Source organism: Methylobacillus gramineus (genome assembly GCF_020532675.1).
GTDB classification, from domain to species: Bacteria; Pseudomonadota; Gammaproteobacteria; order Burkholderiales; family Methylophilaceae; genus Methylobacillus; species Methylobacillus gramineus.
In genome coordinates, this window is sequence record NZ_JAJAVE010000001.1 from 477,759 (window position 1) to 493,470 (window position 15,712).

Annotated in this window: 12 protein-coding genes; 3 read left to right on the top strand and 9 right to left on the bottom strand. The window is 51.1% G+C overall.

Translation table 11 applies throughout. The features are described 5' to 3' along the window. Window positions 1-43: 43 nt before the first annotated feature. The 9 genes from ahpC to ylqF form a co-directional block, all read right to left on the bottom strand. Window positions 44-613, bottom strand: a complete 570-nt coding sequence (gene ahpC, locus LG201_RS02295) for an alkyl hydroperoxide reductase subunit C (RefSeq protein ID WP_226770559.1) — start codon at window positions 611-613, stop codon at window positions 44-46. Window positions 614-691: 78 nt separating this feature from the next. Beyond that, window positions 692-1,903: a GGDEF domain-containing protein gene (locus tag LG201_RS02300; protein WP_226770560.1), complete on the bottom strand. Its 1,212-nt coding sequence runs from the start codon at window positions 1,901-1,903 to the stop codon at window positions 692-694. A gap of 67 nt (window positions 1,904-1,970) precedes the next feature. Continuing rightward, window positions 1,971-3,908, bottom strand: a complete 1,938-nt coding sequence (locus tag LG201_RS02305; RefSeq protein ID WP_404809707.1) for an ATP-binding cassette domain-containing protein — start codon at window positions 3,906-3,908, stop codon at window positions 1,971-1,973. 142 nt (window positions 3,909-4,050) lie between these two features. After that, window positions 4,051-6,096 carry an AsmA family protein gene (locus tag LG201_RS02315; protein WP_226770561.1) on the bottom strand — a complete coding sequence of 682 codons (2,046 nt, stop codon included), beginning with the start codon at window positions 6,094-6,096 and terminating at the stop codon, window positions 4,051-4,053. Window positions 6,097-6,146: 50 nt separating this feature from the next. Further along, complete coding sequence (locus tag LG201_RS02320) at window positions 6,147-7,298, bottom strand: MFS transporter (protein ID WP_226770562.1); 1,152 nt, start codon at window positions 7,296-7,298, stop codon at window positions 6,147-6,149. A gap of 228 nt (window positions 7,299-7,526) precedes the next feature. Continuing rightward, a complete protein-coding gene (locus LG201_RS02325; protein WP_226770563.1) occupies window positions 7,527-8,129 on the bottom strand; it encodes a PEP-CTERM sorting domain-containing protein in 603 nt (200 codons plus the stop codon). Between the two features lie 129 nt (window positions 8,130-8,258). Then, on the bottom strand, window positions 8,259-10,253 hold the full coding sequence (locus tag LG201_RS02330; RefSeq protein WP_226770564.1) for a UvrD-helicase domain-containing protein: 1,995 nt from the start codon (window positions 10,251-10,253) through the stop codon (window positions 8,259-8,261). 179 nt (window positions 10,254-10,432) lie between these two features. Then, entirely contained in the window at window positions 10,433-11,158 is a 726-nt protein-coding gene (locus LG201_RS02335; protein WP_226770565.1) for a PEP-CTERM sorting domain-containing protein, read from the bottom strand. Window positions 11,159-11,360: 202 nt separating this feature from the next. Continuing rightward, window positions 11,361-12,281, bottom strand: a complete 921-nt coding sequence (gene ylqF / locus LG201_RS02340; RefSeq protein WP_226770566.1) for a ribosome biogenesis GTPase YlqF — start codon at window positions 12,279-12,281, stop codon at window positions 11,361-11,363. A 273-nt stretch (window positions 12,282-12,554) separates the two neighbouring features. Between ylqF and LG201_RS02345 the strand changes: the two genes are divergently transcribed. The 3 genes from LG201_RS02345 to LG201_RS02355 all read left to right on the top strand — a co-directional run bounded on the left by LG201_RS02345 (window position 12,555) and on the right by LG201_RS02355 (window position 15,690). Next, complete coding sequence (locus LG201_RS02345) at window positions 12,555-13,325, top strand: PEP-CTERM sorting domain-containing protein (RefSeq protein ID WP_226770567.1); 771 nt, start codon at window positions 12,555-12,557, stop codon at window positions 13,323-13,325. A 17-nt stretch (window positions 13,326-13,342) separates the two neighbouring features. Next, complete coding sequence (locus LG201_RS02350) at window positions 13,343-14,860, top strand: alkaline phosphatase (RefSeq protein ID WP_226770568.1); 1,518 nt, start codon at window positions 13,343-13,345, stop codon at window positions 14,858-14,860. A 101-nt stretch (window positions 14,861-14,961) separates the two neighbouring features. After that, window positions 14,962-15,690 carry a hypothetical protein gene (locus LG201_RS02355; RefSeq protein ID WP_226770569.1) on the top strand — a complete coding sequence of 243 codons (729 nt, stop codon included), beginning with the start codon at window positions 14,962-14,964 and terminating at the stop codon, window positions 15,688-15,690. Window positions 15,691-15,712 lie beyond the last annotated feature (22 nt).

Consider the following 15,712-nt stretch of genomic DNA (forward strand, 5'->3'; position numbering starts at 1 on the left):
CCCGGGCAAGGCAGGGAGATTGAGTTGCCCGGGCTAGCTGGCTTTAGATCTTGCCGATCAAGTCCAGTGATGGTGCCAAGGTAGCCTCACCAGGCTGCCATGAAGCAGGGCAAACTTCGCCGTCATGGGTCGCTACATACTGGGCAGCTTGCACCTTGCGCAACAGATCCTTGGCTGAGCGGCCAATACCAAGATCATTCACTTCTGCAGCCTTGATCTTGCCTTCTGGATCAATGATGAATGTGCCGCGCAGTGCCAGGCCTTCTTCTTCAATGTACACATTGAAGTTGCGGGAAATGACGCCAGTTGGGTCACCAATCATTGGATACTTGATCTTCTTGATGGTGTCTGAAGTGTCATGCCAGGCTTTATGGGTGAAGTGCGTATCGGTAGATACTGAATACACTTCAACGCCGAGTTTTTGCAGCTCTTCATAGTGATCAGCGACATCACCTAGTTCCGTAGGGCACACGAAAGTGAAATCGGCAGGGTAGAACACAACCGCGGACCATTTGCCTTTCAGGTCTGCTTCGGTCACGGTGACGAACTCACCGTTGTGGAATGCTGTGGCTTTGAATGGCTTAACTTCGCTGTTGACAATCGGGGTGGACATTGCAATCTCCTTGGGTGGTTAAATAGTGAGATTGCAGTGTAATGGGGTGAGGTGAATAAATAAAATTGATTGTTTAAATTAATTTGATAAGCTAATTTTATTGACTTGAGGATTGTCGTCTTCAGTTTGATATTTCAACATGCGATTGCGCCCGTTGGCTTTTGCTGCATAGAGTGCAGTGTCTGCCCTTCTTAGCATAGTCTCCCAGCCAGTGCCCAGGTCTGTCTGCGGGTCCCATGAATATAGACCGAGACTACTGGTAATCTGTCTCTGGTCACATTCAGCATGATGCAGTGCACGGGTGGCTTCCAGCAGACGCTCTCCCAATGCACTGGCTTCAGCCAAGCCTGTATTGGGACAGATAATGCAGAACTCTTCACCGCCATAACGACCTACAATATCGGTATTGCGGCAGGCGGCGCTGATGACTTGCGCGATATTGCGCAGGACGACATCACCAGCTTCATGCCCATAGGTATCGTTAATTTGCTTGAAGTGGTCAATATCCAGCATAAATACGCTGATGGCTTTCTGATATCGATGCGCGATATCCACTTCGCGCTGACCGAGCGTCACCAGGGCGCGACGGTTGTAGAGTTTGGTTAACTCATCATGGGTTGCCAGGTGCTCTTTGGCCCGGATAATCGATTCAAAATACATCAGTAACAAGCCGAGCGAGCCCAGCAGATTGCACCACATAGGAATTAGGTAAAGACCAAATACGTTGATGGGATCATGACTTTGCGGGCTTAAGTCTATTTTCCCTTCCAGGGCCATGAAGCCACGCATGATGAAATCTGCACTGCCCAGGGTAAAGGCAATCACTACCAGGCTATTGGCAAAAGAAAGTTTGAGCTTGCGGGCAATCAGTACTTCATAGACGTTGAGCAACATCAGGACGGCGAGCAAGACGGAGAACAGCAGGGTTCTATAGGCTTGGGAGTTGCTGCTCATAATGAGCATGCTGAAGACTATAAAGAATCCCAGAATCAGATACCAGCCGATACGGTTGGGTGCTTTGCCAAAAAAAGCCTGGGTGCCCCACCATTTTGCTGTCATGGCAGCAATCATGATCGTGGAGCCGGTGATCAGGGGTAAATAGCCAAATTGAGAGACTCTCAGCGCAGTCAGTGATGAGCCGAGGATGCTGAGTAAGCCTGCAATTGCCCAATAACGGGTGCTGCGTTCAGATGGTGCCAGAAAGTACAGCCCACCCATGATGATGGCAATACAAAGCTGACTGATGGCATAACTGATATTGGCCGTGTATGAATTCCACAACGAATCCAATATAACCCTCCTTTCAATATCTGTTTGCCAAATGTCATGGCAAGGGCTGCACCATTGCTACTGTAGGTTAATCGCGGCTGGCCAGCTCTTCCCAGCGAGACAATGTAGCATTGAGCTCCTGCTCAATGTCGTTGAGTCGTTGCTGCAGGGTACGTGCCTGGTCCGGATTTTCTTTATATATATCAGGGCTGGCCAGCGCAATGCTGATGGAGGCTTGTTCCGCCTCCAAGGTTTCAATGTGCGCTGGCAGGCCTTCCAACTCTCGAGTTTCCTTGAAGTTGAGCTTGCTGGCTACTTTTTTCGCAGGGGCGGTATTGGCAGCTTGTGTTGAAGCAGTGCCTGATTTTGCTGATTTATCCTGTTTACCTTTATCCTGCCTCTCCAGATTCTTAGCGCCTGCCTGTGCCTGCGTGAATCGATACCAGTCATCATAGCCGCCGCTGAACTCACTCAGGACACCGTTGCCTTCAAAAGCAATGACCTGCGTCACGGTGTTTTCCAGGAATGCTCTATCATGGCTGACCAGGAACAGGGTGCCTTCAAACTCCTGCAACAGGCTTTCCAGCAGCTCCAGTGTATCGATGTCCAGATCGTTGGTAGGTTCATCCAGCACCAGCACATTCGAAGGGCGGGCAAACAGGCGTGCCAGCAGCAAGCGATTGCGCTCGCCGCCTGAAAGCGATTTGACCGGGGATCGTGAGCGTTGAGGCGGAAACAGGAAGTCTTCCAGGTAGCTGATCACATGTTTGCGCTCATTGCCAATCTGCACAAACTCGGAGCCGGGGCTGATAGTGTCTGCCAGGGATGCTTCTTCATCCAGTTGCTCGCGCATCTGGTCAAAATAGGCCACGTTGAGATTGGTGCCACGTTGTATGGTGCCAGTGTCGGCTTCCAGCTCACCCAGTACCAATTTGAGCAGGGTAGTCTTGCCTATGCCATTGGGGCCAAGCAGGCCAATGCGATCACCACGCAAGATGCGCGTGCTGAAACCATTGATGAGTACGCGTTCGCCATAGGCTTTCTTTACGTTTTCCAGTTCGGCAACCAGCTTGCCTGAGCGCTCGCCGCTATCCAGCGTGAGTTTGACATTGCCCTGACGCTCGCGCCGGGCGGCACGTTCCAGTCGCAATTTCTCCAGCTGGCGTACCCGGCCTTCGTTACGTGTACGGCGTGCCTTGATGCCTTGACGTATCCAGGCTTCTTCCTGCGCCAGCACCTTGTCAAACTTGGCGGCATGGGTGGCTTCCACTGCCAGTAGTTCTTCCTTCTTCACCACATAGTTGACGTAGTTACCGATAAAGTCGGTGAGGTGACCGCGATCCAGTTCGACGATGCGTGTTGCCAGCCGGTCGAGGAAGCGTCGGTCATGCGTGATAAACAGCACGCTGCCTTTGAAATCCAGTAGCAGGTTTTCCAGCCATTCGATAGCAGCAAAGTCCAGGTGGTTGGTAGGTTCATCCAGCAACAGTACTTCCGGCTCTGCCACCAGCGCACGCGCCAATGCTACGCGTTTGCGCCAGCCACCAGACAGTGTGCTGATCAAGGCATCGGCGTTCAATTCCAGGCGACTGAGTGCAGCATCGACCTTGGCCTGGGATTGCCAGCCATCACGTACATCAAGTTGGTGTTGCAGTTCCTGCATGCGGTCCATGAGGGCTTCGATGTCTGCGTCAGGCTCTCCCATCTGGTGCGAGACACTATGGTAATCGACCAGTATCTGCCGCAAATCGCCCAGGCCTTCGGCGACGGCTTCAAATACGGTATGTTCGGGCTCAAGCTGAGGTTCTTGCGGTACATAGGCAATGCGGGCATTGGGCGCCCGCCAGAAAGTCCCGTCATCAAGCTTGCTTTCACTGGCGATGACTTTGAGCAGGCTGGATTTTCCAGCGCCATTACGGCCAATCAGGCCGACGCGTTCACCGGCATCCAGTTGGAAGTCGGCATGGTCTAGTAAGGGATGGTGTCCGTAAGCCAGGCTGGCTTGATCTAATGTGATATAAGGCATAACGCTATTGTAGCAGGAGAGGGCGCTGGAACTGAGCCGGCAATGCATGAGCATGCATTAATTAGGCAAATTTAAAGCTTTTCCCTCAGATGTTCTCCCATGCCATCCAAAAATGCCCGAATACGCAATTTAAGGCCAAGTGTTATGGTTTGTTCTGTTGCTGGTTAAAGTGAGAAAGCGCCTGGCTGCAAGAGTAAGAGTTGCTGGTTGAGCCAGTATCAAGGTAAGGCAGGATGGCCGCCAATGGATTGATGAAGGCCAGGGCTACGCTACCCAGCAAGCGAGCCGCAATGGGCACAGTTTCTGGACTGACCTTGGGTTGCAGGAAGGTACCTTGCACCTTGATTGGAGAGCGTACTGTCAATGGTGAAAAGTTTTTTGGCTTGGCTGCCAACAGCAAGTCGAGTTTCTCTTCTCCCATATCGATATTGCCGTTAATCAGCAGCAAGGTAACAGGGGTATCAATCAGGGCAACTTCAGGTTTCACAATGCCATTGGTGGCCTTGAGGTCCATGAGTGCGCATTGCATATTGAGGGACTTGTCTCCACCCAGCCACGCGCTGACGCTTTGTGCCACGTCCAGGCCCATCAACTCTACAATCAGGCGTGAAATCTGCCCACGTTCGATAAATACGGTGGTTTTGCCATTCAGTGAGCCTAACAGTTCTGCCGTGGAGCTGCCTTTGCCTGTGAGGTCTGTCTTGCCATTCAGGGTGCCAGTGACATAAGGCGGAGGGACTTCCTTGCCTTTTTTCTTTGCTTCTTCCTGCCGGGTTTTCGAGACTTGCAGCCATTTTTCCAGCACGATGTCTTTCCATGCCAGCTTGATCTGCCATTGGGGCGCATATTGCTGTTTATTCTTGTCTTTTTCAGGCTCACCTGCATCGACTGACAGTGTTCCCGAAAGAGTGCCATCGGCAGTCTTGGCCAGGATATCTCCCACGGTGAACCTGCCTTTTAATACTGTGAGGTTGCCTTTTAATGGCGCGATTGGTAGCGCAAAGGCCTGTCCCAGCTCCACGTAATCCAGCTTGAGGGAAATCTCCATATCCATCCGGTTGAGCGATGGCAAATCCAAAGGACGGTTGGGAATGGCCCGACCATCGGCTGGCAATGCTTTGCTGCCGTCAATTTTGGCCGTGCCAAATGCCGGCGCAAGATCAGCCAGATAGAACCGGCTTCCATCAATATGACCTTGCAGCAAGGGGACTGCATCAGCGGTGCGTGGATCATATTTGAACTGTGCAGATAAGCTGCTTCTGCCTACCTTGGCAGAGTCTATGTCGATATTCCAGATATCAGCGCTTTTATCCAGGGTGGCACTCAACCTGAATGGATCGGTCGTGGGTAAAGGCGTTCCGACCAGGTCACCTAACACACCGAGCGAGCTGCCAGTCGCAATGGCTTTACCCTGAATGTTTTTCTGCCCGAACAGGTCGGATATCTGCCCGTCGAAATCCACTCGGAGTTTGGCATATTCCAGCCAGCCTTTTGACTTGATCGGTGCTGAGTTTTTGTCTTGAGTGGCAATCGGTAGAAAGCCTGCAGTTTCCAAAAAGGCCTTGATCGGTTTATGTTGAAATTTCCCGGTGATACTCAGTTCGGAATGCATCGCCTCCTGGCTGTTGCTGCCTTCTTCAGTCTTGAATTTGGCATCCACCACGGCCTGAGTTTGGGCATCGTCGATCTTGCTGCTGCCATTCTTGACGATCAGGGTTTCTATGATAGGGAAGGGGCTGTCGGGCTGGCTTTCATCCTTGGGGAATTGCCAGGTGGAGGAGCCGTCTGTGCGACGCAGCAATTGTGCATCGATCTGATCCACCTTGATTTCACGTATCCGCAGCTGCTTGTCTTTGGTGTATTGCCATAGATCGCGGTAACGCAGTTTGAGGCTGATATTGTGCGCATCCACCAAATGCGGAACTTTAAAATCAGATGGGGCCGCGATGAATAAGTGCCCTACATCGAGTTGAACCCCTGCCCACAAATGTAACTGGAATGGCTGTTCAAGTTTGACCGTACGCTCCAGTTTGTCATTGAGGAATTTCTCGGCAGGCTCGCGCAAGAAAGGCCAGCCCAGCACCTCACACACAACAATCGCAATGATCAAGCCCAGCAATAGCCATAGCACACCCTTGATCGGGGTTAACCATGTTCTGGAGGATGCTTTAACCGTTTGCTCAGCCATCTGTCGCCTTTTATTGATTCAATCAGCTCAGAAGCATGTTGAGCTGATGGTTAAGTATTTTGTTTTCCGTAGTGTCTAATGCTGTAAATCGTGAGCAACACGCCGCAAATTGCAACGGCTGCGCTGGCTAGCGCTACCGCTGGCAAGCCCAGGCCAAAATGGATCACAGCACCGCCGAGAAAGGCACCCCCCGCGTTACCCAGATTGAACGCACTCTGGTTGACCGTGGATGCCATCAACGGTGAATCACCCGCCTGTGCCATGGCATTCGTTTGCAGCCCAGGCCCGACTGCAAAACTGATCAAGCCCCAGATAAAAGCCGTGATAATCGCTGCCAGCATGTACTGCATGGACCAGGCAAATACAATGCTCATTAACGCCATGCCTGCTAGTGAGAGGGCGATTGTGGGTAATAGTTTCCAGTCTGCCATCTTTCCTCCGATATTCAAGCCGATGGTGGCAGCAATACCCATGGCAATCAGCATGAAGCTGACGTCATGGGGCATGAGTCCCGACATGTCTTCAAGAATCGGCGTGATATAAGTGAAAATGGTGAATACCCCAGCAAAACCAATGGCGGTAATGGCCATAGCCAGCAATACATTGGGCTGCATGACGGCATGCATTTCTTTGCGGAGGTCAGGCTTGGGCATGGCACTCAGGTCAGGGATAAAGCGCCAGATGGCGTACATTGCCAACCCACCGCATGCGGCCACTGTCCAGAATGGAATGCGCCAGCTGGTTTCCTGTCCGAGCAACGTGCCGAGTGGCACCCCTAATACGTTAGCCAATGTCAGACCAGTGAACATGAGGGCTAATGCGCGACCACTCTGCCCAGGCGGCGCCAGGTAAATCGCCACTACTGCCCCTATGCCGAAAAACGAGCCATGGCTGAGCGCGGTAAAGATACGTGCTGCTGCCAGCGTGATGTAATTGGGAGCGAGAGCGCAGAGGATATTACCCAGCGTGAATATGCCCATGAGGGCCAATAAAGTAGCTTTGCGGGGGCGGTTGATGGTGAAAGCCACCATCAGTGGGCCGCCTACCACTACGCCTAATGCATAGACGGTGACCAGGTTGCCAGTGGCAGGAATGGAAACGTCAAGGCTGTGCGCAATATCCGGCAACAAGCCCATAGGCAAAAATTCGGTCATACCAATACAAAATGCACCGGCGGCCAGTGCAATCATCCAACTGCCCATAAATACTCATTCTTTTAAGGGGGGTTATTTGAAAAGGCTAAAAAGAGTTGAAATGGCGATGGTGCTTCCGTATGAACGGGCCCCAGAAAGCACAGCCTGTTTCAAGGACGCTACTTTAACACAGTAGGGGACAGGCACTTTGCTTCTCATACCACCAATAGAAAACCCACCCGAGGGAATGCAGAGGGTGGGTTGTTCATGATATGCGACACCGAAGCCGCTAAAGATTTAGTTCTTGTTGGACTTACGGCCTGCGAAGCCAACCAAAGCAAGGCCAGCGAGCATGAGTGCATAACTGCTGGGTTCCGGTATAGCGGCAATCAGTTGAGTAGAGAAGTAGGCAGTACCTTCGCCGTATTCAGGCGCCCAGATCCACCGTGCTTCGCTGGAGATATTAGAAACACTACCCCAAGGGCTGCTACCGTTATTACCATGATCCACCGGTGTACCAGTAGGTGCTTCCCAGGATGAAGCAGGGCCATTGCCAGCAGCCCAGTCGTTGACATTGGTCAGCAAGTGCTGAGTACCATTGGCGAAAATGAAACCACTATCGCTGAGGCTGAATTCGCCGATAAATGCTTCAGGACGCCCCCAGTCGGTCGCTACTACTTGCAGAAAATAATCTTGACCAGCAACCAGTGGCGCATTGCTGAAAGAGAATGTGCTACTCCAGTTATTACCTATTGCTATCAACGTGCCAAGTACATCAGCATCTGTGCTGATGTAGAGCTTGAATTCATTGTCTGCTGTCAGGTTGCCGCTTAATGATGTAGCGTGAACATTGCTAGCCAATAGCATACAAACTGTGGCTGCGATCAAGTGAAGTTTCATGAAATTCCCTTTTTTTAAGTAGTTGAATGCTGAACGAATGCATAGACAGCGTTTGTATATTCGATATATTTTGACTGGAGCTTGATGCAGGTCAATAGTCTGTTAAGACTAATAGTTACAAGCATGTATTCAGTTCTGACCATTCAACATGGCACGAATTTGCGCCATGCGCTGGCGGCCTTCTTCCTTGCTGGTGGCTGGGTCGGCCTGTGGGCCACCGGAATGGCGGACGTCATCGGCGGGTAGCTCGGCGATAAAACGGCTGGGTTCGCAGGATTCATTTTCTCCCGCGCGTTTACGTCTACGGCACCAGGAGATATTCAGCGACTTCTGCGCCCGGGTGATGCCTACATACATCAAGCGACGTTCTTCTTCTATCTTGCCGTTATCCACGCTTTCCCTATGCGGCAGAATGCCTTCTTCGCAGCCGATCAGAAATACATGACCGTACTCCAGCCCTTTTGATGCGTGCAGGGTGGATAGCTTGACGGCATCTGGCTCGCTGTCTTCGCGGCCTTCCAGCATGCTCATGAGGGAGATCATTTGTGTCAGTGCCAGCAGGTTTTTCTCGTCTTCATCACCCTTGCGCGTGAGCCAGCCGACAAAGTCCATCACGCTTTTCCATTTGTTCTCGGCTGCGCGTGGTTCTTCTGAGTCGTAGAGAAAAGCCTCGTAATTGATAGCAGACAGGATGTCACTTAGGACTTCGCCAGCCGGGTCTTTTTCAGCGCGCTCTTGTACGCGGTTGATGAACTGGCAAAAAGTTAACAAATCCTCCAACTGGCGGTTGGCCATGGAGCGTTGAAACTCGCCTTCAAACGCTGCCTCGAACAAGGACATTTTGTGTACGCTGGCATATTCGCCCAGGCGCTCAAGCGTTGTGTTGCCTATGCCTTTCTTCGGCGTGGTGGCTGCGCGGATAAAAGCTGGATCGTCATCTTCATTGGCAATCAGGCGCAAATAGCTCACCAGGTCCTTGATCTCGGCTTTGTCAAAAAAGGACTGGCCGCCCGAGATGGTATAAGGAATTTTCTGCTGGCGCAGTTGCTGCTCAAAAATACGCGCCTGGTGATTGCCACGATAAAGGATGGCGTAATCCAGGAACTTGGTTCTGTGCTCAAACTTGTGTGCCAACAGCTTCATCACCACCGACTCGGCTTCGTGATCTTCGTCCTTGGCGGCACTGACTTGAATCAGGTCGCCAGTCCCCAGCTCACTCCAGAGCTTTTTCTCAAACAGCTTGGGGTTGTTGGCAATCACCTGATTGGCTGCGCGCAGGATACGCACAGTGGAACGGTAGTTTTGCTCTAGCTTGATCACCTTCAGGCGAGTGAAATCCTCGGTGAGCTGGCGCAGGTTTTCCACATCAGCTCCACGCCAGCCGTAAATCGCCTGGTCATCGTCGCCCACGGCAGTAAAGCGGCCTTCCACGCCAGTCAGCAATTTCACCAGTTTGTACTGGCAGGCGTTGGTGTCCTGGTATTCATCAATCAGCAGGTATTTGAGCTTGTGCTGCCATTTACGCAGGGCTTCGGTATGCGTTTCAAACAGTTCCACCGGTAGCTTGATCAAGTCATCAAAGTCGACAGCCTGATAGGCTTTGAGTGTTTGCTGGTAAATCTGGTAAACCTTGGCAGCAGCATGGGTCAGTTCTTCATCAGCAGTCGCGGCAGCCTGGTCAGGATTGACGAAGGCATTCTTCCAGCTGGAGATTTGCGATTGCGTCTTGCGCAATAATTGCTTGTCAGTGGTGGCGAGGATATCAGACAGAATCTTGAAGCTGTCTGATGAATCCAGGATAGAAAACTGCGGCTTGTAGCCCAGTAACTCGGCTTCCTGACGTAGCATCTGCAAGCCCAGCGAATGGAAGGTGGCAATCGTCAGGCCTTTGGCGTTCTTGCCTGGTAACAAATGGCCGACACGTTCCTGCATTTCGCGTGCGGCCTTATTGGTAAAGGTAATCGCGGCAATTTCCTTGGGTGAGTAACCGCATTTTTCAACCAGATAGGCAATTTTTTGTGTGATAACGCGCGTTTTTCCGCTACCAGCACCAGCCAGCACCAGCAAAGGGCCATCCAGGTATTTCACAGCTTCGCGCTGTTGGGGGTTCATTGTGCTTAACATGTTGATTTGCCTGCAGGCTGGAGATGATTCAGGAAAAAGCTGCTACAAGCGAGTAACAACATCGACCCTGATTTTATCTTGAGCGCGCTTTTGAAGCTAGCGCATAGCGGTCATGACAGGCAGAAAAAAAGCCCCGCCAAATAATTAGAGCGGGGCCGAGAGAGTTTGTGACTACTGTATTAGGCGTAGAGCTGTCTACTCTTGCGACGAGTGGCAAACCCTAACAGTCCCAAGCCCAATGTGAGCATGGCATACGACTCTGGTTCGGGTACGGCAGTGACGCTGTAGAGGGTGAAGTCTGATTTATCCTTGAGTGATGTCAGGGAGAATGACTTGATTGCAGTATCACCAAACGGATTATCCAGGCTCCATACACCGCCCAGGTTCTGGATCGCCGGGCTCAGGTTGGTGACGGTGCCAAAAAGACCTGACCATGATGCAGTCGTGTCGCTTGTTGCGATCAGCTTGAAGGTTTGTGTGGTGTTATCAAAATAGGTGACGGAAATGGAAGCCTGTTCCTTGTTGTCACCATATTCAGGGCCGTTAAACAGCAGGCCTAGCGTCAAGTTGCTGATAACCAGGGATTGGTCGAAATTAGCAACAATCCATTCATGCTTGTCGATTTCACCTACTGTGACATCGTTACCTCTTTTAGGGGATACGCCTACACCTTGATAGCCATCTTGGGCAGGCTTGAAGCTGAATACAGCATCTTTCAGATGTTTTTTGCTTTCACCTGTCTTGGCGTAGAAGGTCACACTGGTATCAAGAATGTTGGTGGTGTAGCTGGAATCACCGTTACCAAACTCTGTACCATAGACTGTATCGGTAGCGGCAACAGCACTAAAGGATGCGGCCAATAGTACGCTGGTCGCAGCGGTGGTTAACATCTTGGAAATGATCATTTGGGTCTCCTCATAAACAATTAAGTGGTTTTAATTGATTGTTTTTATTATTAATTGACAGCACTAGCATGCTAGCTCTGCCATGAGGAGGGCTCAATAGTCCGTTAGGGCTGATACGTTTGGACTAATCATTTGATATGTAACATTAAAAACAATACTGATCTGTATGATTTTTAATGATGTGCTTTAAGTAGGGCGGGAGTTATTTAACCGCTTGTTCTGGGTTTTCATTGTCGTTTGTGACAGGTTCAGCCATTGCAATGGCAATACGTTCTATCATGTCAGCACGAGATGCTGGCGTTTCCAGGCTGATGCGCCCCAGGGTGCCTGAGCGATAATCCACCAGGAACGCCATGGCGGTTTTTTCCATATCGAATTCACCGCCCTTGAGTAGATAGCCGCGACGTTTCGCCACAGCTTCCAGCAGATCCACTGCGTCCATATTGCTGACATCGGTTTTGTATCGCGCATTGAGCAGTGCGGGGTAGCGTTCCAGCAGGATGGCGGCGAGGAATTCAGCAACTTCCTCATCAATCACAGCATTGCGGCCAATGGCATGGCTGGCTGCGAGCATATAGCCGTCAGATTCATATTTAATCTTGGGCCACATCAAGCCCGGTGTATCGGTAATGGATAGTTGTGGGCTCAGCTCAAAGCGCTGCTGGCTCTTGGTGACGGCAGGCTCATCTCCTACTTTGGCTATACGGCGGTTGAGCAGGGCATTCATCAAGGTGGATTTACCGACGTTGGGAATTCCCATGATCAGCATGCGCAGTGGCTTGAGGTGAGTGCCTCTATGTGGCGTCAGAGCGCGACATAGGCCTGGAATCTTGTTGGCATCCCCGGGTTTCTTACAGGAGAGTGCCACCGCCTTGATACCCTCCTGACGATTGAAGTGGTTGAGCCAATCCTGCGTGGCAGCTGGATCAGCGAGGTCTGCCTTGTTCAATATCTTCAGGCTGGGGCGTTGACGGAACAGGCGTAGATCTTCAATCATCGGGTTATGGCTGGCCTCTGGTATGCGGGCATCGAGGACTTCAATGACGATGTCAGTAAACTCCATTGTTTCTTCTGCCTTTTTTCGGGCAGAGGTCATGTGTCCGGGAAACCATTGGATAGCCATATTCAGGAGGTACTCTATTGTGGTGAGGTGAAAGGTAAGCCCAGCGGCTGTCTCAAGACAAGGTTAATTAAAAAAACCGATAAAACGCTGGAATAATCTGTCATTTTACCACTCGCTCGCTATTCCGGCTTTAGTTTGCAGCTTTGTTGCAGAACTTAGGACACATTGGTGTCTGGCTATAGTTCTTTCGGCCTATAGACCCTCCATAGAGTTAACATCCGGCCTTTCTAGTATGGCCCCCGAAACAGTTTTTATAACTCTCAGGGGATAACCATGAAACTCAAGAATAGCGGTATTGCACTGGCGATTGCTGGTTCCGTGCTGTGTACAGTGCCTGCGTTTGCGCAGGAAGTGATCGTGAATGGTGGATTTGAAGTAGATGCTTCTGAAACTTACAATCCACAAGGATGGCAAGTTCAGGAGAGCGGGATTTTTGGTTCCGTGATTGCGACTGATGCCCATCAATCCTCTGTCAGTGGTTACAACACAATAGGCGCAGCCAGCGGCCATTATTACGGACTGCTGGATTCTGCTTATCCAAGCAGCCAGGTGCTGTATCAGAATTTCTCGGTAGGTGCCGTGACATCTGCCGTACTTTCATTCCAGATGTTCGTCAACGACCAAAGCAATAATGGCATTGTCTACATCAACCAGGCTGGCCTGGATGCGACGACCAATGGCACTTATGCACCCAACCAGCATGTGCGTGTGGATTTGCTGTTAGCCAGTGCTGATCCGTTCTCTGTTAATGCTAATGACATTATTGGCACTTATTATCTGGGTGGTGCCAATGGCCGCCGTTTTGATGGTGCTGATAACTCCAATCAATACGTTGATTACAGTTTTGACCTGACAGCGCTACTAGCCGCAGGTGGCGATTACACCTTGCGTTTTGCTTCAGTGAGCAACCAGGGAGCATTGCAAGTGGGCCTGGATAACATCAGCTTGAATGTCACCCCGGTACCAGAGGCTGATACTTATGCCATGTTCCTGGCGGGGTTGGGCATATTGGGTTTTGCACTGCGTCGTCGTAACACTATCTAACACAGGGAATACATAACATGAAAAAAGCGATAATGAAGGTATCGGCTCTGGCCGTGATGATGACGATTGGTGGCCAGGTCATGGCAGAAGATGCCAGCACCTGGTACCAGGATGGTCAAACCGCCCTGGCCGCTGCCAAAAAGCTGTACCCCAATACCCGCAAGGCCAAGAATGTGATCCTGTTTGTGGGTGACGGCATGGGTGTTTCCACCGTGACTGCTGCACGTATCCTGGAAGGCCAGCTTAAGGGGCGTGATGGTGAACGTAACAAGCTGTCTTTTGAAACACTGCCTTACCTGTCTCTGTCCAAGACCTATTCAGCCAATCAGCAAACCTCTGACTCCGCTCCTACCATGACTGCCATGGTGACCGGCGTGAAGACAAATGATGGCGTACTGTCTGTTGACCAGACGATTCACAATGGTGAAAAAGATAATACCAAGGTACAAGCCGCCAAGTTGGCTACTATCCTGGAGCTGGCAGAGAAAAACGGTCGTTCTACCGGCGTGGTATCCACTGCACGCATTACACATGCAACGCCTGCAGCGACCTATGCCCATACATCCGCGCGTGATTGGGAGGCGGATAATAATGTGCCTGCCGATTCTGAAGTCAAGGATATTGCTTCCCAACTGATCGACAATTTTGGTGCAGGTGGTATTGGTAACGGGATTGAAGTGGTACTGGGTGGTGGTCGCAGCAAATTCCTGCCCAATACCTTTAATGATCCTGAAGATGCTGGTCGCAAGGGAGATCGTCGCGATGGTCGTAACCTGGCTCAGGAATACGTGACCAAGTTCGGTGGCAAATATGTCTGGAACCAGGCACAGTTTGATGCGATCAACCCAGCCAATACAGACCGCCTGTTGGGCTTGTTCGAGCGCTCTCACATGGAGTATGAGCATGACCGTCCAACCGATACGGGCAAGGAGCCATCCCTGGCTGAAATGACAGGCAAAGCCGTGGATATCCTCAAGAAGAACCCTCAGGGTTTCTTCCTGATGGTGGAAGCTGGCCGTATTGACCATGGTCACCATGCCAACAATGCCTATCGTGCCCTTACAGACACCATTGCCTTGTCTGACGCTGTGAAAAAGGCACTGGAAAAAGTAGACCTCAATGACACCCTGATCATCGTGACCGCTGACCACAGCCATACCATGACCATCGGTGGCTATCCAGAGCGTGGTAATCCTATCCTGGGCAAAGTGACTGTGGATGGCAAGCTGACCAAGGCGACTGACGGCAATCCATACACCACTATTTCCTACGCTAACGGCAAGGGTTACTACCCTAACGTGCCAGGTGAGAATGTGTACAACTTCCCAGCACGTAGTGGCCGTATCGAAGATATGAGCAATGTGGATACCAGCCATCCTGATTTCCATCAGGAAGTAACGGTACCGCTGGACTCTGAAACACATGCGGCTGAAGAAGTGGAAATTTTTGCTGGTGGTCCAAAGGCCTACCTGTTCCAGGGTATCCAGGAACAGCACTACATTTTCCATGTCATGAAGGACGCATTCGGCTTCTAAGGCCCAATTTGATTCAGGCAATATGAATGCAGGACGGGGTGGCGACAGTCACTCCGTCCATTGTGTTTTGTGGAGAGTTACTCGTTTTGAAAGAGATCAATATGCCAACATACCTGAAATCCAGCTTATGGTTGCTGTTGCTGGGCGTGAATATCGCTTCTGCCGAAGATTTGCCCATGCTGAATGCCAAGTTTGAAACGTCGCAATGCGCGATTCCCTGCAAAAAACCCGTGAAGCGAGAGTGGGTCATGATGCGTGACCAGCAGCAGGTTGAGCTGCGTGACATCGGGGCTAATCATAGTGACTTGTGGCAAGTGCAAGCTGACGGCAGCCTGGATTATGTCTACCTGATGCACCCAGAGAAACGCGCCATTGATTACAGCACAGTGGATTTGCGATTGCTCGGCATCGCTGCTGAAGAGAAAAAGTGGCAAACCCTGACTCAGTTAGTGACACAAGACGAGTTGGCTGCCCTGCAGAAAACTCCTGGAAAGCTATACAAAAACATGCCGACCGAGATTTATCGTGGCAAGGTCAGCCAGGTGAATACCGAGGTGATCTGGTTACCTGAACTGCGCATTCCCCTGCAGGTGCAGTATCGCTCTCCTGAGCGAATAGTGACAGTCAAGCTGGTGCAGCGTTTTGAGCAGAAACTGCCTGTGGAAAAAACCACAGAAGCCCTATTGCAGCAATATCAGCATGTGGATTTTACTGATATTGGCGATATGGAGCATGACCAGAATGCTACCGCCTGGCTGGCCCTGGCCAAGAGTGCACCGGGCGTTCATGTGCATCATCATGTATCACATGAGCATGATCATCATGAATAGTAGAGTGGAAACCATGCCGTCC